Genomic DNA, 22,978 nt, shown 5'->3' with positions numbered 1-22,978 from the left:
ACTAAGATGACATGAAACGACGGTTTGGTCTATCAAATTTACTAATGTCCGATTTTGCCCCCTTTAGGTATAATCGGACTTTCCTCGCAGAGATCAAAATGATCTATGAGGCTAAGAATGGGGACGGCACATTCCAGCGGATGGGGCAAGGGTCTCGCCTTGTTGGCGGGACTTGTCTCCTTCGCTGTCGGATGGCAGTGGCGGGGCGCTTCCGGCCAAGCGGATCTTCCCCGCGAAGGCGCTGCCGGGAAGTCGGCCCCACGATCTCTCACCGAGCTTCAGGGCCATGGCGACGAGCTGCTTGCCGGCTGGGCAGCGAAGGTGGAAGCAGCAGGCGAGCCCGAACTGGAGGAGCTCGCCGGCCTCTTGGCGAAGGAACCGCGCGGCCGCGACCTTGCACTGTGGATTCCCCTGCTCGCCCGCTGGTCGAAATCGGACGGCGCGGCGATGATCTCCTTTCTTGAGAGCAGGGCTCCGGCATCCCTCAAGGATCGGCTTCTCGGTCAGGCATGGTTCGCCTGGGGCGTCAGTGATCCGGATGCAGCCTTCTCCGCCGGAAAGGAGAAGCTGAAGCCGGAGCTCGCCCGCATGCTCCTTTCAGGGATCGCGGAGACCGATCCGCATAAGGCGGTGGAGTATCTGTGGCAGCTGCCGGATGCGCAGTTCTCCGTCTCCGCCGTGACTCAGCAGGTCATCGCGAAGGCCCCGGAGCTCACCGAAGAGCTGCTGGCACGCGCGGTCTATGATGGCGCGCGCATGCCTCTCCAACAGGCGTGGATCTCCGAGCTGGCAGAGAAGGACCCGGACCAAGCCCTCGCCTTCGCCAAGGGCATCGGAAACATCTCGCAGGATCCCGTCGCGCAAGCCCTCGGCGAGATCGCGAAGCATGACCCCGAGAAAGCCGCAGAGCAGCTCGCCACGCTGCCGCCTAACAGGACGAGGGCACTCGGAGCCGTCGCCCTGGCAGAAGCATGGGCCGCGCAGGATGCGGAAAAGGCCATCGCATGGATCCGCGGGAACACCGCAGGCCCGACACGGCACTACGCGCTGGTCTCCGCTGCATCGGCTTCCGAGAAGGAGAACCCGGAGCGCGCGCTCGATCTGCTTCAGGAAGCCGGGGCGAATCCCGGCGGGAGTTTCTTCCATCCCTATCAATACAGTGTCACCCCGATGGAGAGCTTTGGCTCGCCGAATGTCCATGTGGCCACCGTCGATCTGCTCAAGCGCTTGAGCCTCTCTGATCCGGAGAAGGCACGGGCGCTGGCCGCGGAGAAGCTCGGTGAAGGGATCTGGAAAAAGTGGGCCGTGGAGGCGGGTGTGCAGCCATGAGAACACCCGCGGTCATCCTCATTTCATGCACCGCCGGTCTTGCCGCGGGCTGGGGCAGCGCGGCGCTCTTCAAAGGCCAAGAGGAAGCCTCGCCCACGAGCACGACGGCGGCCCAAGGGAGCGCGCCTCTTGCTCCGAGATCGGCGAGGCCGCTCTCGTCGCAAGCGCGGCTCGATGACGTGCAGGCCTGCAAGGATCTGATCAAGGCCGCCCGCGAAGAGGATGGCAGGCATCCCCTTCTGCGCCGCTTCGATCTCGAGCGTGCCTTGCGCCGCTGGATCGAACTCGATCCGCAGGGAGCCTTCGCAGCGGCGGAGTCGGAGCAGTCCGCCAGCTTGAGGGCGGATCTCTTCCGCATGTGGGCGGAGCTGGATCCACGCGCGGCGCTCGATGCGCTGAAGCGTGGCAGCGGCGCTCTGGTGCGCGATGTCGCGAATCCTTTCTTCGTGGCGCTCATGGCGCGCGATCCGGCACTCGCCGCGGAGACGTTGAAGGAGGAACCATGGAAGAGCGGCAAGCACGAGCTGTTAGGCTGGGGCTTTCAGGAGGCCGTGGCACGCGCATGGATGAAATCGGACCCGCAGGCGGCCATCGCATCGCTCGGGCTGGCAGGCTCCCTGACGAATCCGGACGATGGCCAGAAGGAGATCCTGAAAGAGTGGGCGAAGATCGATTTCGCCGCCGCGTGGAAGTATCAGATGACCGGCAAGCCGGAGGGACAATCCCTGATCCTGACTCAAGCCGACCCGCTCCTCGCCGCTGGCCTGCTGGCAGGCAGCAAGGAGGCACTGGCAGAGCTGGAAGCCCTTCCAGCCGAAGCCAAAAGCCCCTTTGGAGACCGCTTCAATGCGACTCCCCGCGGCGAGACGGCGAAGTGCATGGTCGATGCCGATCCCGCGGCTGCACTCAAGTGGGCGGAGTCCCGGCCCGAGGGTGATCCCTTGGCAAAGGAGATCCTCGCCCAGGCCGCAAGCAAGCTGGCGAGTTCCGATCCGGTGAAAGCGCTAGAGCTCATCACGGAGTCGAAGGGTGCCGGTAGATCATGGGAAGATGAAGGTGTCTTCCGCGAGAGCTTCGCCAGCCTGGCCGCCAGTGATCCGGCGAAGGCCGTGGAGATGATCGCTAGCATGGAGCCGGGCCATCGGAAGGATGCGATGAGCGGTTACCTCACGCGGATGTTCGCCGTGGATGTGGAAGGCACGCTCGATCAGTGCCGTGCGTGGCTCGCCGATCCGGAGATGAAGAAGGAACTCCCGGAGGCCTTCGCCGTCGCCTTCTCATGGGGTCATGGTGCCGGTGTCCGCAATCCCGGGCCGGTACTCGAGGCTTTCCCCGAACTGGATGATGCGGTGACCGGCTACGTCCTCGCGACATGGGCGAAGTCCGATCCGCAGGCGAGCGCCGGATGGATCGAGAAGCGCCTCGCCGATGGCAAGCCGGTGAAGGAACTGGAAGACAAAGGCGTGCTTTCGGAGATCGCCATCGCCGAGCCGGAGTTCGCCGCGGAGTGGGTGACCCGCCTTGCCGATCCGAAGGTGCAAGTGGCTGCCGCGAAGCACCTCGCGATCAACTGGGGAAGCTTCAATCCCGAGGCGACGAGGAAGTGGGCGGAGAGCCTTCCGGATGGTGAGGCCAAGGACGCCGCCGTGAAGGGCATCGAGTTCGCAGGCAAGGGCTATCCCGGCTCTTCAAGCGACCTCTTCGGCACGCCCGGTCCATAGGCAGCGCAACAAGCTGCGAGGGTTGCACGCTGCATGATTCCGGATGCAGCGTGCATGGATATCCTCGTGGCGCTCTCGGGACACCATCCCGCAACATGCTCTCAGTGAGCGGATTCAACCGATCAATGCCTGAGGCATGGGTCCTGCGACTAACAGCACAACAGTTCGTTGGCAGAAACCGGCGGGCCGTAACCGATGCTTGATACCATGAGAACCATCACCACCCTTCTGTCGCTTGTTGCAGCCGGCTCCGCTGCCTTGCTGACCAGCTGCGTTGATCCTTATTACGCCGGCCTATCTTCCACCACGGTCACCGTCCATCGCCCAGGCTACGTCGTACAGACACTGCCCCACGGCTATCGCACCGAAGTGATCGGCGGCACGAACTACTACTACCACGATAACGTCTACTACCGTCCGCAGGGCCGGGGCTACGTCGTGGTGGACGCCCCTCGCGGCGGCCCTCGTCACGACGACCGGGACCATCGCCATGATCGTGACCGTGACCGGGATCGTGGCCGCGATCGGGATTGGGACCGCGGACCCGGCCGGGGACCTGGCCGTGATGTCACCGTGATCCGGGAGCTTCCCCGCGGCTACAAGGTCGTCACCCACGGCGGCAAGCGCTACTACCGCGCCGGGGATGTCTATTACCAGTCGCAAGGCAGCGGCTACGTCATCGTGCGGAACCCCTACTGAGATTTAACCGTCCTGATGCCAAAGACCCGGTCGTCCATTGCGGGCGGCCGGGTCTTCTGTTGAAAGGCTGCTCGTCAGGGACCGGCTCAAGCGCCGCCGCCCGCGATGTGCGCGAACTTGTCATCAAGGAAGCGGAGGACCATCTCCTCCACCTTTTCATCGCCGAGGCGCTCGATCACTTCCACGGAGAAACCGCGGGCAATAAGCTGGCGGGCACGCACCGGATCCACGCCGCGGGCGCGGAGGTAGAAGATTTCATCCTCGCTGATCTGGGAGCTCGTGCTGCCGTGGGAACACTTCACGTCGTCGGCATTGATCTCCAGGCCAGGCATCGAGTTCGCCTCCGCCTCGTCGCTCATGAAAAGATTGCGGCAGGTCTGGTAGGCGTCGGTGCGGTGGGCGCCTTCGTCCACGAAGATCAGGCCCGAGAAGATGGTACGAGACTCATCGTAGAGGGAGTTCTTGTAGAGCAGGTCGCTATAGGCTCCCGGACTCACGTGGTGCTGGAAGGTGCGCTGGTCGTACTCCTGCTCACGGGCGGGAATACTGACGGAAAGCATGTCGGAGCGGGAGCCTTCTCCTTCGAGACGGCTGAGCGATTCATTGCGCGCCCAGACGGCACCGGTATTCAGGATGAAGCCGATGGCGGTAGCATCCTTGGCCACTCCGGTCTCATTCACCTGGATGACCTTGGTTTTCTCGTTGAAGGCTTGGATCGCGATGTAATCGAGCTTCGAGCCCGGGCCGGCATTGAGATCGTTCACCGCGATCGCGAGACCTGCATCGCTGTCATTCGCGGACTGGAAGTAATCCACCACGCGCACCTTGGCATTCGCGCCGGTGATGACCAGCGTGTGCGGGAAGATCGCAGTGTCCTGGCCTTCGAGCCAGTGGAAGACCTCGATGGTGCCAGCCACTTCGACATTCGCAGGAACGAAGACGAAGAGACCGTTGCGGAGATTCGCTTCATGCAGAGCCGTCCACTTCGCGGAACCCAAGCGGGTATCGCGCTTCATGAAATACTCCTTCACCAGATCGCCATGGGAGACCAGAGCCTCGGCCAGCGGCAGGCAGATCACGCCTTCCGGCAGCTTCGCGTCGGAATGGATGAGCTGGTCGTTCGCGAAGACGAACTTGGCCGCCACTTCCTCAAGCGAGATCGAGCGGGCCACCAGTTGGGAGGCCGAGCTCACTAAGCTCCGCGCGGAGAAGCCGGCGAAGTCCATCTGCTTGTAGGACGAGAAGCGCCAGGTTTCGTCACCGCGCTTCGGTGCCGGGGTTTCCAGGAAACGCTGCCATGCCGCACGCTGGCGCTCGGCGAACCAAGCGGGAAAAGCGGCGGGAGTCTCGGGAGCGGATTCGAGCAGGGTGGCGGGATGTTCGAGCACGGCAGGCATCGACTAAGTGAAAGTGAGAAATAACAAGTGGAGGAACGATCAGCCGACGCTGCCTTCCATTTCGAGATCGATCAGGCGCTTGAGCTCGACGGAGTATTCCATCGGGAACTCGCGGACGAGGTCGTTGATGAAACCGTTCACGGCGAGGGACATCGCCGCCCCTTCGCTGAGGCCGCGCTGCTGCATGTAGAAGAGCATGTCTTCCGACACCTGCGAGACCGAGGCCTCGTGCTGGGTGGCGTGCTGGTTCCCCTTCACCGTGATCGCCGGATAGGTATCCGTGCGGCTGCGGGTGTTGATGAGCAGGGCATCGCATTCGGTGTTGTTCTTGCAGCCCTTGAGATGCTTCGGGATGTGGACTTGGCCACGGTAGGTCGCGCGTCCTTCACCGACGGAGATGGACTTCGACACGACGTTCGAGGTCGTGTTGTTCGCCGCGTGGATCATCTTGGCGCCGGTGTCCTGGTGCTGGCCGCTGTTTGCCAGCGCGATCGAGATCACCTCGCCGCGGGCACGCTCGCCCTTCATGATCACGCCGGGATACTTCATCGTCAGGCGGCTGCCGATGTTGCAGTCGATCCAGCGGACTTCCGCGTCTTCCATCGCGAGGCCGCGCTTGGTGACGAGGTTGAAGACGTTGCTGCTCCAGTTCTGCACGGTGACGTACTGGATCTTCGCGCCCTTCAGCGCGACCAGTTCCACGACTGCGGAGTGCAGCGTCGAGGTCTCGAACTTCGGCGCGGTGCAGCCTTCCATGTACATCACCTCGGCACCTTCGTCCGCGATGATGAGCGTGCGCTCGAACTGGCCGAAGTTTTCGGAGTTGATGCGGAAGTAGGCCTGCAGCGGCTGCTTCAGCTTCACGCCCTTCGGGATATAGATGAAGGAGCCACCGGAGAAGACCGCACTGTTCAGCGCGGAGAACTTGTTGTCACCCGTCGGGATGACCTTGCCGAACCAAGGACGGAAGATCTCCTCGTGATTCTTCAGGCCCTCCGTGGAGTTCACGAAGATCACGCCCTGCTTGGTCAGCTCCTCCTTCATGTTGGAGTAGGCTGCCTCGGAATCATACTGGGCCTCCACGCCGGCGAGGAAGGCGCGCTCCTGCTCGGGGATGCCGAGGCGCTCGAAGGTGCGGAGCACGTCTTCGGGCACATCTTCCCAGGAACGCTTCGGCTTCTCGCCGTCGGAGAGGTAGTAGCGGATGATATCGAAGTCGATGTTGTCTAGGTCCTTGGTCGCCCAGTTGGTCGGCATCGGCTTCTCGCGGAAGACCTTGAGGGCCTTGTGGCGGAAGTCGCGGATCCACTGCGGCTCGCCCTTGACGTCGCTGATGTAGTCGATCGTGCGCTCGGTCAGGCCGCGGCCGGCATCGAACTTGTGACGCTCCGGGAAGGAGAAGTCACCCTTGGTGCGGTCGATGTCGATCGCCTCCTGCGTTTCGGCGTCGATGGTACTGGATGCGTCGTAGGACATGGAGAAAGGAAATGCTTGGGACTAGGCGCCGGACTTCATGTCTGCGGCCACCCCGTCGGATTCGGGACTTGGAACGGAACAACTCTCCTCGCAGCCGCACGGCTCCGGTGCGACTTCGAGCGTGGCTTCGAGGAACCACAGCGCGCGGTCGAGGCCGTGCGCGGTCTTGATGAAAAGGTCGGCAGTGACTTCGTCGTCCACCTTCTGCGCACGCTCGATGGCGAGCCCGGCGCATTCGGCAACAGAAGCATAACGGTCCGCGATCAGGGCAACCAGTTCCGCACCCCCGGTCGCCTTCTTCGGCAGATCGTCGAGATCGGTCTTGCTGGCGATGCGGTTCGCCGTGCCGAGGGCACGACCACCCAGTGCGGTGACACGCTCCGCCAACTCATCAATCGTTTCCTCCAGCTCGCCGGCCAAGCGGTCGAAGAGCTCGTGAAGGCTGATGAAGTTCGGCCCGCGGACATTCCAGTGGGCCTGCTTCACCTGAAGCCGGAGGTCGATGGCGAGTACAAGGAAGTCGTTCAGCAGGGCGACGGATTTTTCGCGGCTCTGCTTGTCGAGGGGATGACGTGTCTTGCGCAGTTTCATGGCAATGCCTGCCGTAGCAGGGATCAGGCCGTGACCAATGCTTCTTCCTTGAGGAAATCGTAACCGTTCTTCTCCAGCTCGAGGGCCAGTTCAGGGCCGCCCGAACGGACGATCTTGCCCGCGGCCATCACGTGGACGTGGTCCGGGGCGATGTAATCCAGCAGGCGCTGGTAGTGAGTGATGAGGAGCATACCGCGTTCCGGGGAACGCATGGCATTCACGCCCTTCGCGACGATCTTCAGCGCGTCGATATCGAGACCGGAGTCGGTCTCGTCGAGGATGCAGTATTTCGGCTCCAGCATCATCATCTGAAGGATTTCATTCCGCTTCTTCTCACCACCGGAGAAGCCCTCGTTGACGGAGCGGGCGGTGAACTTGCGGTCCATCTCCAGCAGATCCATCTTCGAGTAGAGGTTCTTGTAGTAAGCGACAGCGTCGATCTCCTCACCCTTCGGCAAGCGGGATTGGAGAGCGGCGCGGATGAAGTTGGCATTCGAGACGCCCGGGACTTCCGCCGGATACTGGAAGGCGAGGAAGATGCCGGCGCGGGAGCGCTCGTCGATCGACATCTCGAAGATGTCCTCGCCGTCGAGGGTCACGGAACCGCTGGTGACGACGTAACCTTCGTGGCCGGCGATCACCTTGGAGAGGGTCGATTTTCCGGAGCCGTTCGGGCCCATGATCGCGTGGACTTCCCCGGCAGGGATTTCAAGGGAGACGCCCTTGAGGATCTCGGTGCCGTCTTCGAGCGTGGCGTGCAGGTCGGTGATGACGAGGGACATGAGAAGAAAAATGACTAAATTGCTAAATGCTAATGGCTAAACCGGAGTGCCGGGGATTTCGCCGCGGAGGGTGATCTCCACGTCGGTGATGACGGTGCCGGGCGGCAGGTCGAGGAAGTCGGCGAGGTTGGTGCCGGGCTTGAAGGTCACGTCGTGAATCACGCCGCTCCGCTTGTCGTGGAAGTGGCCGTGCTCCTCGAGATTCGGGCAAAAGCGGGAGGACTCGCGCTCGAAGTTCACCTGGCGGATCAGGCCGTGCTGCACCAGCGCTTCGAGGCAGTTGTAGACCGTTGCCAGCGAGATATTCGGCAGGCGATCCTTGATCCGCATGAAAACATCGTTCGCGGTCGGGTGATCGCGCTGGTCCATCAGCAGGCGATAGACCTCCCAGCGTTGGCGGGTCATGCGCAGCCCGGAGATTTCGGCCGGCATTTCGGCCGCGAAGTCGGGAGTGCTATCTGACGAATGAGTCACCATGAGTCGGGGCGGCGGAAACTAGGCCCGCCCCCCATCTTGGCAAGAATAATTCTAATTTCAATTCGAAGATGCGGCCCGCTTCTGGCGAATGAACTCGGCAACAATGCCTATCTGCCTGTCGCTCAACAGCCCCGAGGCCGGAGGCATGCCCGCAGCGGGGAGGCCATCGCGAATCGTTTTTTCCAAATCGGCGGGATTTGTGACATGTTTGAACTCCCCTGAAAGAAGTCCGCGCTTTTCACCGCCGGCGAGGCCGGGTCCGTGACAGGAGGCACAGGCGGCGGCAATGATTTTTTCCGGATCGACCGTTGCCGGAGTCAAAAGCACCGGCTCGACGGCGTTTCCCGCCACCTTTTCGACCGTGCCCTTTGGGTCGGCGGTGATGTGGATCAGCTTGTCATCACCTTCGTTCGGCCGGCCTTCGGGCGGATCCTGCATGGAAGTGCCGAGCCACAGTGAGCCGTCCGGAGCCTCATTGATGAAGCGGATCCGCCCCCATTTCTCGTGCCAGAGGCGCTCGATGTGGACCGGCAGCCCATCGCCGCCGAGGGAAATCCGGAAGACCGCCGAGCCGCGGAGGCAGCACAGCAGCAGCGAGCCGCGCAACTCCGGGAAGGCTTTCCCTTGGTAAAAGAGCAGCCTGCCGGGGCCGACCGCCGGGGTGACTTCGATCAGCGGCACGCGCATCCCCTCGGCCTCGCGGCGGTGCGAAATCACGGGCCAGCCGTAGTTTGCGCCCTTTTCGATCAAGTTCACCTCATCCCCATGAAGCGGGCCGTGCTCGGATTCGTAGAGGCGGCCGGTCCCGGGTTGGAAGGCGAGGCCCTGCGGATTCCGGTGGCCGTAGGACCAGATCTCGGGGCGAGCGCCCTCCTTGCCCACGAAGGGATTGTCGTCCGGCACGCTCCCGTCCGCGTTAAAGCGCAGGATCTTGCCGTGGAGCTGATCAAGCTTCTGGGAACCCTCGGCTTGGTCGGCATCGCCAGTGGTCATGTAGAGCTTCCCATCCGGACCGAATTCGAGGCGGCAGCCGGTGTGATTCTGATTCGCGGCGATCCCTTCAATGATGGTCTTCGGCTCGACCAGCTTATTACCCTCCAAGCGGTAGCGCTCCATGCGCAACTCGAAGCGGCGCTCCCCGAGCTGCTTGTCCCAAGCGAGAAAGAGGTGACCGGTCTTCTCGAAATCCGGAGCCAGGACGAGACCCAAGAGCCCCATCTTGTTCCCTTGGGCTGCGGGTAGGATCAGTGCGGGCTCATCCAGAAGCTTCCCATCCTCGATGATCCTCACCCGGCCGATCCGCTCGGTGAAGATCTGCCGCCCATCCGGCAGGAAGCGCAGCTCCCACGGCACCTTCAACCCCTCCGCCAGCACTTCGATGCGGTGCGGGGTGACCAGCGCGGCATCCGGTGGAGCGGAAATGGAAAGCGGGGCGGCACCGGCCAACGCCGGTGCCGTGAGGAGGAGCAGGGATTTCACTCCCTTCACTCTGCCGGAACCAGCCGCACAATGCGATCCGGACCATTCAGAATGACGTAAATGAAACCGTCCGGAGCGTCCGTGACGTCACGCACGCGACCGATGTTCTTCAGCACGATTTCCTGCTCCGTCACCTTGTGATCCACGATCCGCAGGCGGCGGATCTCCTGCTGGGCAAGCGCCCCGGCAAAGAGGTCGTTCTTCCACTTCGGGAACTTGTCGCCGCGGTAGAAGGAAAGCCCGCAAGTGGCGATACTCGGCTGCCAGTAGGTCAGCGGCTGATCCATGCCCTCCTCGGCCGTCTTACCGGTGATCGGCGTGCCGTCGTAGTTCATGCCGTAAGTGATGACCGGCCAGCCGTAGTTGTGGCCGGGCTGGATCCAGTTCAGCTCGTCGCCACCGCGCGGGCCGTGCTCGGTGTCGTAGATCGAGCCGTCGCGCGGATCGATATCGAGGCCCTGCGGATTACGGTGGCCATAGGTCCAGAGACCGGGAACGGGGGTCTTGCCCTCAAACTTCGGATTGTCCTCCGGCACACGGCCATCTTCGAAGAGGCGGTAAATCTTGCCCTTCGCATTCTCCACATCCTGAGCCTCCATGTTTCCGCCGCGCTCGCCGACGGGGAAGTAGATGTAGCCCTTGTCGAAGACGATGCGGGTCCCGAAATGGACGCCGGCACCGGTGTAGAACTTCGAATCAGCCTTCCAGATCTGCTGTTGCTCCACCCACTCGCCATCCTTCAGCTTCCCGCGGACGTAAGCGGTGATCGTCTTCACATCGCGGCCCTCACGGGTCCCATCGGCGAAGCCAAGGTAGATCCAGCCGTTCTTTTCGTAGTCCGGATGGACAGCCACTTCCATCAAGCCGCCTTGGCCGTGATCGATGATCTGCGGCGTGCCCTTTACCGGTTCGGGGTTCAGCTTGCCATCGGCCTCGATGATGCGGAGGCGGCCCGCCTTCTCGGTGACGAGCTTGCGGCCATCCGGAAGGAAGGCGATGGCCCAGGGGTTCTTCAGGCCTTCCTCGACCACCATCTCGATCTTGTAGCTCTCGTGCTCGGTCTTGGTAACCTTGCCCGGCTCGGGCTTGGGGAAAGTCATGCCCTTCTCCTTCGCCTGCTTCTCCTTTTCGCGGATGAAGATGACGAGCGAGCGGATCTGGCGGTCATCGAGGATGGTCTTGAAAGGAGTCATCCCCAGCTGGGCATTGCCCTCCTTGATCGACTTCAGTAGCTCATCGTCCGAACTGCCGTGCTTCCACTCGCCATCAATCAGCGAGCCACCCTGGCCACCGCTGAGATCCTTGCCGTGGCAGCCGGAGCAAAGTTGCTCGAAGACCTGATCGGTCTTCATTTTCGAGTAGTCAGGCTGGTCCTGGGCGTGGAGCGGCACCGTCAGCGCGGCAGCAAGGAGGAGGCGTTTCATGTGGTTGAGCGACTCTTACGAGTGAAGTCCGGTGAATCCAATTCCCGTTCTGTGGTTTTATTCCAAGATTTCCCTCAGAAGGACCACTCCGCGCCGACCCAGAGGGAACGCGGTGCCGCGATCGTGCGGATGCCATCGCTGCTGAGTCCGGTGGCGATCTCCTTGTCGAAGAGATTGTCCACGCGAGCATGAAGCAGGAGGTCCTCGCGCGCCTGCCAGGTCGCGCCGATCTTCGCGCTGGTATAGCTGGGGATGCGGCGCGCGGCGAGGGCATCGTCGTATTGATAGGATCCGTATTCGTAGCCGGTGAAGAAGGTGAGCTTCTCCGTGAAATGCCACTCCGCGGAGGCATTCAGCCTCAGATCGGGGGCTTGCGGGAAGGGCTTCCCTTCCAAGAGCGGCTGGCGCGAGGAGTCGGTGAACTCGGTTTCGCTCCAGATACCATTGAGACCGAAGGTCCATTCCTGGCGTGGCTCCCATTCGAGGCCCGCCTCGACGCCGAAGACCTGGGCTTCATCCACATTCTGGCGCTGCGAGCCGGAACCACCCGCGGGGATGGTGCCAAAGATGGCGGCGATCTGCGCGGGATCGGTGATGGGAACATTCGCGATGGCATCGCGGATCCAGTTGTAAAAGAGCGCGGAGTTGAACTTCAGGCTCTTCGCGGCTTGCCAATCGAGTGTGCCTTCGAGGCTATAGAAGCGCTCGGGATCAAGTGCCGGGTTTGCTTCCACGATGTCGTTCCGCACCCGGAAGGGGCGATGCAACTCGTTCAGGGTGGGCAGGCGGAAGCTGGTACCGGCGGAAAGGCCGAGTTCGAGGTCGTCCGTGGCGGGATGCGTTAACGCGAGCGAGAAGGAGGGCTCCACGCCATCCCGGTCCGGCTGGATATCCGTGCGCAACGGCAGGCCGGTGACCAATGAGGTCTCCAAGCGCCGTCCGTCTTCAAGCCACCAGGCATCGCCGCGCAAGCTGGCATCGATGCGGGTCCTCGACTCCATCTCGTAGCCAGCCGAAACGAAGAGGCCAGTGAGCCCTTGCTCGCCGCCGGCTTGGCGACGACGGGTGAAGCGTCCGCCGATGAAGGTGGCATCTTCATTCGTGGCACCATGAATTTGACGAAGGTCCGCGCCTGCGGTGACCGACCATGGCCCTGCGGGTTCCCACTTGAGGGTGAAGGCACCACCGGTGCCGGTTCCGGGGACATGGAATTGGTCGAGCGAGGGATTCTCGGCGCTGCGGGCCGCATTCACCGAAGTGAACATCGATTCAAAGCGGCGCTGCTGATAGTAGGCGAGCGCTTGCCATGAGAAGCCGGCGTCCGCCTCCGAGGTGATGCGTAGCGAGAGATCGATGGCCTCGGTCGAGTTGCCCGCGAGAGGGGTGCCATTGCCACGGTTCTCCTCGTACCAGGAGAACTTCGGCTCCACGACGAGGCCAGGCGCGGCGAGCCATGCGACCTTGAGATCCGCGCCGATGACATCGATATCGAGCCGCCGGTCGATGATCCCGCGCTGCCAGGAAGGAACGGCATCGAAGCCATCCGAGTGCATGCCGAAGGCGGAGAAGGCGAAGGCGAGCTTCCCGTCTTCACCGACGAGATTGTGAGAAGTCGCGGCCGAGATCGTTCCTTGGCTGCCACCGCCGATGCGCAGCAGGTGCCGCTCTTCAAAGGCCGGATGACTGGTAAGCTGGACCACGCCTGCAGGGCTTTGATTGCCCCACACGACGGATCGCGCCGAAGGAACAATGCGCACCGACTCCAAGGTCGCCGGGTCGTGGCGCGCCCAATAAACCCAGCCGCCGAAGGGATCATTTTGCGGGATGCCATCGAGCAGGACCAAGGTGCGGGAGGCAGCGGTGGCACCGGTATTCCGCAGGCTCACGCCCGCCGAAGTGGGATTTCCGAAGAGCGAGGTCTGGCGGCGGTAGAGGGAGAATGACGGCTCGTCCGCCAGAAGTTCATCAAGGGTGCGCGGCGCTTCCTTCGAAAGCTCCACGCGGTCCCATTCCGCCAATGTCCAGCCGGGCATGTCCGCCACGCTGCCGCCGCGGCGTTCGGCAAGAACCGTCATTTCCGGCAGGGTTACCTGCGCTGCCAAGGGGGCGGTCGCAACCGCAAATAGGGCGATGGAGGAGGTCTTCAATCTAGGTTGCGAGAAACGCGAAATCCGCGGACTGCGCAACCGGAAACAACGGGGACATCAGGGCAGCTCGCGCACCCGGACGAAACGGCGCTTGCCTGCGGGCATGGTGAAAGTTTGCTCGGTAACCAAGCCTTGGCTGAGAACTTGTCCGGCCTCTGTCCAGGTGTTGGCACCCATGGTGGGCGAGGTTTCGATCGCATACGAGCGTCCCGCAAAGGAAGGCCAGCGAAGCTTCGAATTTTGTCCGGATTTCATGGAATGCCTCTCGATCACGAAGCGATCCCAAGGACGCAGGGCCCGGAGCTGGATGTCATCCATGGTCGCGGAATTCGAGAAGTCCGCTTGCACGCGGAACTCCATCATTCCGGTTAGATTCGAAAGCTTCAGAAGGGGAAATGCGAGGTCGTGTGCGATCGGCTGTTGCTGTCCTTGGAGAACAAACTCGATCTCGATGTGGCCATCCCGCCACAAAGTCCGGATACGCGATTGCTGGCTGAAGCCTCCGGGAATCGCCACATTCTGAACAGCGCCGAGGTAACCCACCTCGAGCATGTTCTGGTTCTGCTTCAGCGCGATACGCCACTCGCGCGAGGCATTGTCCTGCCAATAGACGCCCGATCCGCTATCAGCAGCGAAGCGAAGCTCCACCCCGATGGTATTGGCCGGCACGGTCTTGTTGGTACGGATGGCGGCGGTGTTCCCTTGCGTTGCCTGCAAGCGTTCGTTCGCAATTCCATTGTCGAAGGGACCGGAAGCATCGACCTGCCAATGGGAGCCCAACTGATTGCCATTGAAATCGATCCGTTCATCGAACACGGAGGGACCGCCGCCGGTCGAATAGAGATAGAGAGGCTCGATCTGCGATGACTTGCCGACGATATCGACTGCTCTCATCTCGATGAGATTGGAGCCGGGCTGTAGATTCACCGAAGCCGACCACTGGTAAAAATTCTGGAAGACCTGGACCCACGCACCGCCATTGACCCGGTAGTAAACGCTTGCGACCGAACGGTCATCGGTGGCCTGCCCCGTGACGGTAATGCCCCCGCCAATGGTCATACCGTTCTCCGGATTCACCCAGGTGGCGACAGGAGGCGCGAGATCGGGGATCTGAATGCGGACAGGAGCCGGAGCGGCCAAGCGCCGACGGTTTCCACCGGCATCAACGGCTTCCATCTCGTACCAATAGAGTCCTTCCGTCGGAGGATTGTCCTGAGCAGTTAGAGTGACCGGACCATTTCCTGTCGCAGGACGATACGCGACCACCATCCAGTTAACGGGATTGCTCTCGGCAATCGCGCGATAGAAGTAGACCCCGGCCAGGCCCGAGCCGCCGCTATCTGTCGCGGTGGCGGAAAGCTGGATGGCCTGATTCGGCAAATGAGTGGCGGATGAGGCGGAGAGATTCGCGATGCCGGGAAGAGTGACGTCACCGATCACCACACCTGCCGGAACCGTGGCTTGGGTAATGCGCGGATCGCCAAATTCGATCGTATTGTTCCCATCGGCATCCTGCCATGCGGCGACGACCAATTCATAGCTGCCGAAACCGAGGTCGGCAGGGAGTTGGAAGGTGCGGGTGAACTGGGTAGGCACATTTCCTCCCGGAACATTGAAGACCAGATCGCGATCAGGATCGCTGCGGGTACCCACGGAAGCACCGATAATGACCGGCTGTGGTCCTGGTGAAGAAGCCAAGCCGCGGATGGTAATCATCTGGCCGACACCCGCGGGCTTCGGGGTGACGGTGATATTGGAGAGCGTCACCGGTTGAGGCGCGACCGGCACGGTGCGGAAAGTCCAGGTGGGACCTTGGACAAGAGTGCCATTCCCGCTCACGGAATCCACGCGCCAGTAGTAGTTCTGGTAATTCTGAAGACCCGACGCGGTCCATGCGGTCTGGAATCCGCCGGTCAACTTCACGGTGTCAGGAGTCGCCAAGGCGGGGTCCGTTCCAAAGCGCAGGCGGATCTCCTTGGTATTCGCGCCGATATTCCACTGGAGGTTCACCTGATGGATCGGAAGCCTGACTTTTCCATTCTCAGGAAACGGATTGTAGGCCTGCGATGCGATCTGAACCGCGCTGGGGTTCTGGGTAAGATACTCCTCCACACACCAGCCGGTGGTCCCGTGGTCCCATTGGATCCGATACCAGAGATGCTGGCTGGTGTGGATTTTCTGGGTGATGGAGGCCATCACCGGTCCGGCGAGAATCGTGCCGGTATCTCCCTGACGAACCGAGCGGATGAAAGCACCGCCCGCTGTAGCGCGCACGGCGCCACCGCTGGTCCATGCACGGATGCGGGTACCCGCGGCAACATTCTCTGGAAGCACGGTCGGGTCGATCGCGCGGGCAGCGGCACGCGCCATGGCAAGGCGGGCGGGCTGCCAAGCGCTACCCGTCATCACACTGGTCCACATGGCCCAGGAACCGCCACCGCGTGTGATGTCCCAAGCATGGCCTACTGCAACCGCGGGGTCGAAGGTGGCCGCATTCGAAATGCCGCCGTAGTGCATGCTGTTGATCTGCCAAAGGCCTCGGCAGTGACCAATGACCTTTCCCCGGCCGCCGGAGCTCAGATTATAGATCTGATTGAGCGGCAGCATGGTGCCGTCATAAGTAGAGATGGTCGCGATCTTCGGTTTCCCGTTTGGATAGAAAATCGGTTGGTTCGCGCCGTCGATCTCCTGAAGATTGTTGCAAACTGCATCAGGGTCGAAGGACGACTCCGCGGACGCGACCGCAATGGCGGCCATCAAGGAACCACCGCGGAAGCCCTTGTTATAGGCAAGGGTCGCCACTTGTGAGGCCGTCAGGGGCGCTTGGTCGGCAGCAGCAGTCACAAGGAGGGAGACTGCCACCATCAAGCGTCCAGCCATTCGGGAGAAAAGGCCGAGACATTTCATTGCTCATTCTTGGATAGTTGAATGATAACCATCCTCAAGCATAATGATCCCCGGAACGAAGGCGTCACAGGGAAGTTCAGGAGCAGGATCGCTGTCTAACGGCCTCGTAGAGGGTGATCGCGATGGCGGTGGATAGATTCAAGCTGCGCGTGCCGCCCTCCACCATCGGGATGCGCAGGCCGTGATCTCCGGCGGCCTGGACAACGGCCTCCGGCAGGCCGCGGGTCTCGCAGCCGAAGACAAGGTAGTCGCCATCCTTGAAGTCCGCATCCCAATGCGCGCGGGTGGTCTTTGTACTGAGATACCAGAAGCGGGCGGAGGGATCCGCCGCCGCTTTCAATTCCTCGAAGTTTTCCCAGACATGCAGATCGACATCCTTCCAGTAGTCGAGACCGGTACGGCGGACGTGCTTGTCATCCAAGGAAAACCCGAGCGGTTTCACGAGGTGGAGGCGCGAGGCCGTGGCGAGCGCGAGCCTTCCCGCGGCACCGGCATTGTGCGGGATCTCGGGAGCAACGAGGACGATGTGGAGCACGGGATGAAGTCAGAGGCTGAGTTCGGCAATCACGCGATCGGCCTGATAGATCTTCTTCAGGGACTCGATGATGCCTGCCGGGTGAACGGAGACGCAACGACCCTTCACATCGGTGTAGGCGAAGTCGGACACAAGGCCCGGAGCATTTGTATCGAAGACGAGTCCGATCAATTCGCCCCTTTGATTCACGACAGGGCTGCCGGAGTTACCGCCAGTGATGTCGTTGGTGCTGACGAAGTTCAAAGGAGCGTCCGAATCGAGCGAGGAAGAGCGGGCTTCCCATTCACTGGAGAAATCAAAGGGAGCCACCTTGCCTTGCCCGTCGTGGCGCTTCTGCATGCCCCCGAAGGTGGTTTGGGCAGGGATGGTCACGCCTTCGTCCTCATAGCCCTTCACGGTGCCGTAGGAGATGCGCAGGGAGAAAGTGGCATCCGGATAGGTGCTGTCACCTTGGAGCGCGAAGCGGGCCTTCGCGATGCTCTGGTGGGCCTGCTCGATTACTTCCGCAGCGGCTTCGCCTTCCTGACGGAGCCGCAGGGCTTCATCATCGACGAGGCGTGCGAGCCCGATCATCGGATCCTGCGCTTGAGCCACGGCATCCTTGCCACCTTCATAGAGCTTCTTCCGGAGCGCGACGTCTTCCAAGCCGGTGCCCATGACGAGTTCCGTGGCGCGATCGGCCGGTGACTTGCCCGCGAGGATCTTCTTCACGAGAGGATCGGTGGCACCCAGCTTCACGCAAAGGAAGGTGAGGGCATTGGTCATCTTCACCACTTCGAAGTTCTTGTAGACCGGCTCGTCGGAGAAGAGGTCGAGTTCGAGGGAAACGCGCTCCTTTTCCTGAAACTCGGGAAGGCGCATCTTGTCCTCCATGACGCGCTGATCTCCGGCACGCAGCAAGGCGCGCGCAATGCCAAAGAGCTGTGTGCCGAAGGCATCCCCGCCTTCGAACATGCGCAAGCGCGACTCCAGCTCCTTGGAGGAATCCTTGGTCTTGCGGATCTTGGAAAAGGCAGCTGCGGCCTTCTTCCATTCGTCCTTTTGGCTGAAGGCTTCATGCATCGCCTTCTCCGACTCCGCCTTGCGGGCCATGAAGGCCGGATCGAGCAGGCCATTCAAGCGGGCGGCCAGTGCCTTACGGCCATTCTGAATGCCGGTGATCGATCCCTTGGCGCGGCGGGCGTTTTCGAGATCGCGATCCGACCAGGCACGCATGGTCGCCTCGCCGCGGAAGATCTGCTCAAGGCGATAGGGAAAGGCGTCGTCCCGCATGTTCTCGAGCTGTGCGAGAGTGACGGAACGATTGGTGCGGCCGGGATGACCGGAGGTGAAGATGAGTTCGCCTTCCTTGGCCCCTGCGGGATTCCACTTCAGGAAATCGGGGGTCTTGGCGGGTTCGTCGTTCTCGTAGGCGCGGAAGAAGCAGTAATCGAGGCAGAAGCGGGGAAACTCGAAGTTATCCGGATCCCCCCCGAAGGCCGCGGCCTTCACGTCCGGCGCGAAGACGAGGCGGACATCCGTGTAGCGGTGATAGCGGTAGAGGTGATAAGCGCCTCCTTGATAGAGGGTGACCACGTCACTGCGAAGGCCGCTCTTTTCATCCGACTCCTTCTCGATCCCGGCGATGGTGATGCGCCGCTGCTTCGATGCATCTTCGGGAGAGGCTTGGGGATCGACGGCGGCATTCACCCGCTCGGTGACGTCCTCGATGCTGATCAGGACATTCAGCTCGAGATCCGGGCACTTCAGCTCCTCCCCTGCAGTCTTCGCATAAAAGCCCTCCTCCAGAAGGTCGCGCTCCGGGGTGCTGAGCTTTTCGATCATGCCGGAGCCGACATGGTGATTCGTGAGAATGAGCCCGTTCGCCGAGGCGAAGGATCCGGAGCCGCCATTACCGAAGCGCACGGAGGATTTCTGCAGGTGCTCCAGCCACTCCGGGGTGATGTCGAAGCCGTACTTCTCCTTCACCTGCCGGACGGGCGGATTGTTGAAGAGCCACATCCCTTCGTCGGCGAGGGCGGTGGAGAGTGCGGAGAGGAGGATGCCTGCGATGCAGAACGGGCGCATGGGGCCGCAGGATAGGGAGCCGGGGCGGCGGTGCAATTGCGGACCTGCGGGCTCAGGGGATCTTTTTCCAAAGGTGGGCAGCGACGCCCCACTAGGTCGCCAAGGCCACGGGGATGAGCGCGAACGGAAAACGGCGGAAGATTCTGGCAAGCGCCAGGGTGATGCCGAGGAAGGGAATCACCGCCACGAGCATCGCGGCGACGAACCATTGGTCGGAGAGTTGGCCGTCGAGGACCGAGACTGCTTTTCCGGGAAGAAAGACCGCGGCCGGGAAGATGGCAAGGAAGCTGAGCCAGAAGGCATTCCGCGCGGGCGTGGATCTCTCCAGCCTCTCTCCGGAGAGGATGCGAATGACCAGACTCAGCAGCAGCTGCACAAAGGAAGGCTCTCAGGGTTGGCGGCATCTTTGGGACTACAAACGCGCCTGGCGATTCCCCGGGAAATTCCTGTGGTCCCCGCCCGAGATCGCGGTGAATTTCACTGCGGTGCGGCTGCCTGTTCCGCCTGTTACAACAAGAAAAATAACAGGTGGCCGTCTCCCCACCGCAGCGCATGAGCGCTTTGATTCCGGTATAGGGGAGAGGCCGGTTTTGTGAAAGCGGGGTCAGTGGTCCCCGTGTGGAGAGCATTGCCACCCAGCAAAAGCCAAGAGACTCACTGCTGGGCTTTCTTGAGTTCCTCCACGTATTTGCCCGGGTTCTTGTTGAACTTCTTCAGGCAGGGCTTGCAGCAGAACTCGAAGGTCTGGCCTTCGTAGACGGTGGAAACCCGCTCGTCCATGTCATCGAGGCCATCTCCGGTGACGAGACAGGTTTTGAGCGGATAGGCCTTCGGCTTGGCGGAAACTTTCTTGGCGACCTTTCTGGTATCCGCCTTCGTGTCGGCAGCGGCAGCGGCAGTGGAGCCAGGTGCCTTGGTGGCACAGGAGAGGAGTCCGAACGAGATGAGAAAAAGAAGCGTGGATTTCATGGATCTGGGAAAGGATGGAAAGCGGGCCGGGGCAGGATTTGCCCCAGCCCTGATTCGATGGAATTAGCGGATCTTCGCGAGGTATTTCCGAGGGTTCTTCTCGAATTTTGCCACGCAGGGCTTGCAGCAGAATTTCACTTCCTGGCCGTCGTAGACCTTGGTGACGGGCGAGCCCATGGAGCCGAGCTTGTTGTCGGTCACCGCGCAGGTGCTTTTGGTGTACGGCTTCGTGGCTGCCGAGCTGCTGGCGGTGGCGGCGCAGGAGGCGAGGAAGATGGTGGTGAGAAGAGTAATGGTCGTTTTCATCATGTTGAGGTTGTTGTCGTTGGTAGTTTGTTGTTTTTGTTAGAACCGGAAACTGAAGCCACCGCCGAAGCCGTGCTCGGAGTGGTACTGGGTGATCAGGGAGAATTGCTTGGTGAGGATGTAGTCAGCTCCGAGCGTCCACTCCCATTCGGTGTTGGTGTCGTATTCCACGCCGGCGAAGACGCCGAGGCGGTCGGTGATCTGGAGTGCCTTCGAAAGGCCGATGCGGGCATCGCCCTCGCTGTCGATCTGCAAGGAGCTTCCGATCAGGTAGGGCAGCCGGTATTCCACGCCGGCAAAGGCGCGGTTCTCGGCATCTTCCATATTCGTGAAGCGCCAGCCGAGGACGGTGGAGAAGTTCGGATTGAAATAGCGCTTCCAGCCGAGATCGATCTCGTACTCGGTGTCATCCTCTTCACCCCAGCCGACATCCCACGAACCGAAGAAGTCATTCCGCGAATTCATGACGGTGAGCATTCCCTCGCTCATGTGGCTCTGGAGCGAGCCATCGAGCATGAAGTAGAGCGGATCGTGCGCGTGCTCGCCCATGTGCGGGACGTGATCGGGGCCCTGCTCTTCATAGGAGAAGACCCGCGCCATGCCGGCGTGCATGTGGTAGAGCAAGTGGCAGTGGAAGAGCCAATCGCCGTATTCATTCGCCTCGAACTCGATGGTGCGCTTGCCCATGGGCGGCACATCGACGGTGTGCTTCAAGGGCGTGCGACTCCCCTGCCCTTCCAGCACGCGGAAGAAGTGGCCGTGAAGGTGGATGGGGTGATGCATCATCGTGTCATTGATGAGCTCGAGGCGAAGGACCTCGCCCTTCTTGATCTTGATCACACCGTCTTCGGCCATGGTCTTGCCATTGAAGGACCAGATGTAGCGCTCCATGTCTCCGGTGAGGCGAAGCTCCATCGAGCGGCGCGGCAGCGAGGCCTTGAAGGCGGTCGACTCCCGCGAGCGGAGCTTCGAGTAAGGTGAGAGCGGGCGCTCCGGCTCTCCTGCCTTCGCCATCTTCATCTTGGGGTGATCCATTTTCATGCCGGTATCCCCATCCATCTTCATGCCGGGCATGTCGTCATCATCCATATCGTCCATGGCGGCCATGAGATGGGAATCCATGCGGTAGTTGTCCGGCCGCGGGATTTCGGCCGGGGAATGGAGTTCGCCGCTGCCGAGCAAGATCGAGGCATGGCCCGAGCCATCCTGAGCGGTGGCGCGGACTTCCCACTGACCGCCCGGCGGAATGGTCACGATGACATCGTAAGTCTCCGCCATGCCCATCAGCAGGCGGTTCACGGAGAGCGGTTCCACGGCGGGGCCATCCGCGGCAACGATCTTCAGCGGACCGGTGGCGGAGTGCAGGTAGAAGTAGGTGGAAGCGGCGGCATTGATGACGCGGAGACGGACCTTATCGCCGGGTTTTCCGGGCAGGGTGATCGATTGCTTTCCATTGGCGAGGAAGGCATCGTAGGCGACATCGGAGACATCCATGGCGGGCATGCGCGAGCGCTCGCGCTCCCAGAATTCCTTCAGGGCTCCGGCCTTCGCCGCACCGATGAGGCTCTGCATGCTGCCTTTCTTCAGCGCATACCAATCGCTGCCACGCATCAGGGTGCGCATGACTTCCTCCGGTGACTCGGTGGTCCAATCGGAAAGCACGACGACGTGATCGCGGTCCGCGCGGACCGGCTCGCCGTTCTTCGGCTCGATCACGATGGAGCCGTAGATGCCGACTTGTTCCTGAAGGCCGGTGTGGCTGTGGTACCAGTAGGTGCCAGAGTGGACCAGCGGGAACTCGAAGGTGTGGGTGGTACCGGGCTTGATCGGAGGGGTGGTGACGTGCGGGACCCCATCCTGGGCATTTGGCAAGATGAGGCCGTGCCAGTGGATGGAAGTCTCTTCGCCCTTGAGGCGATTATGCACGCGGATGCGGGCGGTATCGCCCTCCCGGAAGCGGAGCGTGGGCCCGGGGATGCCGCCATTCAGCGTGAGGGCGCGGACGGCTTTCACCTTGCCGCCGGGTGTCCATGACTGTTCGGCGACCTCGAGGTCATACTCGACGATGCGCGCATGAGCGGCTGTTAGAAAAAGGAGAAGTAGAAGGAAATGTTTCATGGCTAAAGGTTCCGGAACGACGGGGCTCCGGATGAGATGATTTGCGGATGAGATCGAGGGATCCGGGTATGGATCCGCGATGGATTGAAAGCGGCGTTCCTTCTTCAGGACCCGGAGCACTGAAACGACGCGGTCGTTCCACTGCGGGCGGAAGGAGCCGTCATCCGCATCAAATCAAAAACCTCTGTAGCAAGGCGAGCCTGCGCAAGGGCGGCCCGGCATCGTGATGGAAATCGACCGCGGCGACCTCGCGCGCCGGCACTTCCGGCACGATCAGCTCCCCGAACGATGGCAGGATCGGCGGCAGCTCGAGAGCCGTGAAGGCCGGGATCACCGGCGGATCTTCCTGGAGCTTCGGATTCTTCGCCGCGCAGAGGCAGTGCTCGGGAGCCTGCTTTTTCTCCTGCTTGGTCCCGCCACAGCAGTGGCTGGTCTTCACCGGCTCATCCACCTTCTTGACCGTGCAGCAGCAGGCTGGATTCGCGATGACGATCGCGAAGACCAAGGCCAAGAGGCTGCGGAGAAGATTCATGACGGGACCTTTTTAAGAGCTA

General features: G+C 61.7%; 19 protein-coding genes. 3 read left to right on the top strand and 16 right to left on the bottom strand.

Annotated elements, in window-relative coordinates:
- Nucleotides 1-117: 117 nt before the first annotated feature.
- The 3 genes from HHL09_RS13245 (at nt 118) to HHL09_RS13235 (ending at nt 3,749) form a co-directional block, all read left to right on the top strand.
- Nucleotides 118-1,329 carry a hypothetical protein gene (locus tag HHL09_RS13245; protein ID WP_169455107.1) on the top strand — a complete coding sequence of 404 codons (1,212 nt, stop codon included), beginning with the start codon at nt 118-120 and terminating at the stop codon, nt 1,327-1,329.
- Nucleotides 1,326-3,050, top strand: coding sequence for a hypothetical protein (locus HHL09_RS13240; protein ID WP_169455106.1), 1,725 nt, complete (start codon nt 1,326-1,328; stop codon nt 3,048-3,050). Before HHL09_RS13245 ends, HHL09_RS13240 begins: the two co-directional genes overlap by 4 nt.
- A gap of 207 nt (nt 3,051-3,257) precedes the next feature.
- A complete protein-coding gene (locus tag HHL09_RS13235; protein WP_169455105.1) occupies nt 3,258-3,749 on the top strand; it encodes a DUF6515 family protein in 492 nt (163 codons plus the stop codon).
- Between the two features lie 86 nt (nt 3,750-3,835).
- Here the strand turns inward: HHL09_RS13235 and sufD are convergent, their stop codons facing one another.
- The 16 genes from sufD to HHL09_RS13155 form a co-directional block, all read right to left on the bottom strand.
- Nucleotides 3,836-5,146 carry a Fe-S cluster assembly protein SufD gene (gene sufD, locus HHL09_RS13230; RefSeq protein WP_169455104.1) on the bottom strand — a complete coding sequence of 437 codons (1,311 nt, stop codon included), beginning with the start codon at nt 5,144-5,146 and terminating at the stop codon, nt 3,836-3,838.
- Nucleotides 5,147-5,185: 39 nt separating this feature from the next.
- Complete coding sequence (gene sufB, locus HHL09_RS13225) at nt 5,186-6,622, bottom strand: Fe-S cluster assembly protein SufB (RefSeq protein WP_169455103.1); 1,437 nt, start codon at nt 6,620-6,622, stop codon at nt 5,186-5,188.
- Nucleotides 6,623-6,643: 21 nt separating this feature from the next.
- The gene (gene dps, locus HHL09_RS13220) at nt 6,644-7,213 is read right to left on the bottom strand and encodes a DNA starvation/stationary phase protection protein Dps (RefSeq protein WP_169455102.1); all 570 of its coding nucleotides are present in this window, start codon (nt 7,211-7,213) and stop codon (nt 6,644-6,646) included.
- Between the two features lie 23 nt (nt 7,214-7,236).
- Nucleotides 7,237-7,995, bottom strand: coding sequence for a Fe-S cluster assembly ATPase SufC (gene sufC / locus HHL09_RS13215; protein ID WP_169455101.1), 759 nt, complete (start codon nt 7,993-7,995; stop codon nt 7,237-7,239).
- A gap of 36 nt (nt 7,996-8,031) precedes the next feature.
- The gene (locus HHL09_RS13210) at nt 8,032-8,427 is read right to left on the bottom strand and encodes a Fur family transcriptional regulator (RefSeq protein WP_169455100.1); all 396 of its coding nucleotides are present in this window, start codon (nt 8,425-8,427) and stop codon (nt 8,032-8,034) included.
- Nucleotides 8,428-8,529: 102 nt separating this feature from the next.
- On the bottom strand, nt 8,530-9,951 hold the full coding sequence (locus tag HHL09_RS13205) for a PQQ-dependent sugar dehydrogenase (RefSeq protein WP_169455099.1): 1,422 nt from the start codon (nt 9,949-9,951) through the stop codon (nt 8,530-8,532).
- 5 nt (nt 9,952-9,956) lie between these two features.
- Entirely contained in the window at nt 9,957-11,375 is a 1,419-nt protein-coding gene (locus HHL09_RS13200) for a PQQ-dependent sugar dehydrogenase (protein WP_205761045.1), read from the bottom strand.
- A 74-nt stretch (nt 11,376-11,449) separates the two neighbouring features.
- Entirely contained in the window at nt 11,450-13,522 is a 2,073-nt protein-coding gene (locus tag HHL09_RS13195) for a TonB-dependent receptor (RefSeq protein ID WP_169455098.1), read from the bottom strand.
- Nucleotides 13,523-13,579: 57 nt separating this feature from the next.
- The gene (locus tag HHL09_RS13190) at nt 13,580-16,402 is read right to left on the bottom strand and encodes an Ig-like domain-containing protein (protein ID WP_169455097.1); all 2,823 of its coding nucleotides are present in this window, start codon (nt 16,400-16,402) and stop codon (nt 13,580-13,582) included.
- A gap of 103 nt (nt 16,403-16,505) precedes the next feature.
- Nucleotides 16,506-16,964, bottom strand: a complete 459-nt coding sequence (locus HHL09_RS13185) for a tRNA (cytidine(34)-2'-O)-methyltransferase (RefSeq protein WP_169455096.1) — start codon at nt 16,962-16,964, stop codon at nt 16,506-16,508.
- Between the two features lie 9 nt (nt 16,965-16,973).
- Entirely contained in the window at nt 16,974-19,031 is a 2,058-nt protein-coding gene (locus tag HHL09_RS13180; protein WP_169455095.1) for a S46 family peptidase, read from the bottom strand.
- Nucleotides 19,032-19,122: 91 nt separating this feature from the next.
- Nucleotides 19,123-19,407, bottom strand: coding sequence for a hypothetical protein (locus tag HHL09_RS13175; protein WP_169455094.1), 285 nt, complete (start codon nt 19,405-19,407; stop codon nt 19,123-19,125).
- Between the two features lie 278 nt (nt 19,408-19,685).
- A complete protein-coding gene (locus HHL09_RS13170) occupies nt 19,686-20,000 on the bottom strand; it encodes a YHS domain-containing protein (protein WP_169455093.1) in 315 nt (104 codons plus the stop codon).
- Nucleotides 20,001-20,063: 63 nt separating this feature from the next.
- A complete protein-coding gene (locus tag HHL09_RS13165; RefSeq protein WP_169455092.1) occupies nt 20,064-20,309 on the bottom strand; it encodes a hypothetical protein in 246 nt (81 codons plus the stop codon).
- A gap of 36 nt (nt 20,310-20,345) precedes the next feature.
- Entirely contained in the window at nt 20,346-22,424 is a 2,079-nt protein-coding gene (locus tag HHL09_RS13160; RefSeq protein WP_169455091.1) for a multicopper oxidase domain-containing protein, read from the bottom strand.
- 169 nt (nt 22,425-22,593) lie between these two features.
- Entirely contained in the window at nt 22,594-22,956 is a 363-nt protein-coding gene (locus HHL09_RS13155; protein WP_169455090.1) for a hypothetical protein, read from the bottom strand.
- Between the last annotated feature and the right edge of the window lie 22 nt (nt 22,957-22,978).

Origin of the sequence: Luteolibacter luteus (assembly GCF_012913485.1) — a bacterium.
Lineage (GTDB): Bacteria > Verrucomicrobiota > Verrucomicrobiia > Verrucomicrobiales > Akkermansiaceae > Haloferula > Haloferula lutea.
The sequence above is the reverse complement of the archived record's forward strand: the minus strand, read 5'-3'. Positions and strand labels throughout refer to the sequence as shown.

Coding starts and splice junctions, on each gene's coding strand:
- HHL09_RS13245 (WP_169455107.1), top strand. CDS start 118: ATGGGGACGGCACATTCCAGCGGATGGGGCAAGGGTCTCGCCTTGTTG.
- HHL09_RS13190 (WP_169455097.1), bottom strand. CDS start 16,402: ATGGCTGGACGCTTGATGGTGGCAGTCTCCCTCCTTGTGACTGCTGCT.
- HHL09_RS13200 (WP_205761045.1), bottom strand. CDS start 11,375: ATGAAACGCCTCCTCCTTGCTGCCGCGCTGACGGTGCCGCTCCACGCC.
- HHL09_RS13165 (WP_169455092.1), bottom strand. CDS start 20,309: ATGATGAAAACGACCATTACTCTTCTCACCACCATCTTCCTCGCCTCC.
- HHL09_RS13240 (WP_169455106.1), top strand. CDS start 1,326: ATGAGAACACCCGCGGTCATCCTCATTTCATGCACCGCCGGTCTTGCC.
- HHL09_RS13235 (WP_169455105.1), top strand. CDS start 3,258: ATGAGAACCATCACCACCCTTCTGTCGCTTGTTGCAGCCGGCTCCGCT.
- HHL09_RS13210 (WP_169455100.1), bottom strand. CDS start 8,427: ATGCCGGCCGAAATCTCCGGGCTGCGCATGACCCGCCAACGCTGGGAG.
- sufB (WP_169455103.1), bottom strand. CDS start 6,622: ATGTCCTACGACGCATCCAGTACCATCGACGCCGAAACGCAGGAGGCG.
- HHL09_RS13170 (WP_169455093.1), bottom strand. CDS start 20,000: ATGAAATCCACGCTTCTTTTTCTCATCTCGTTCGGACTCCTCTCCTGT.
- sufD (WP_169455104.1), bottom strand. CDS start 5,146: ATGCCTGCCGTGCTCGAACATCCCGCCACCCTGCTCGAATCCGCTCCC.
- HHL09_RS13180 (WP_169455095.1), bottom strand. CDS start 19,031: ATGCGCCCGTTCTGCATCGCAGGCATCCTCCTCTCCGCACTCTCCACC.
- dps (WP_169455102.1), bottom strand. CDS start 7,213: ATGAAACTGCGCAAGACACGTCATCCCCTCGACAAGCAGAGCCGCGAA.
- HHL09_RS13155 (WP_169455090.1), bottom strand. CDS start 22,956: ATGAATCTTCTCCGCAGCCTCTTGGCCTTGGTCTTCGCGATCGTCATC.
- HHL09_RS13160 (WP_169455091.1), bottom strand. CDS start 22,424: ATGAAACATTTCCTTCTACTTCTCCTTTTTCTAACAGCCGCTCATGCG.
- sufC (WP_169455101.1), bottom strand. CDS start 7,995: ATGTCCCTCGTCATCACCGACCTGCACGCCACGCTCGAAGACGGCACC.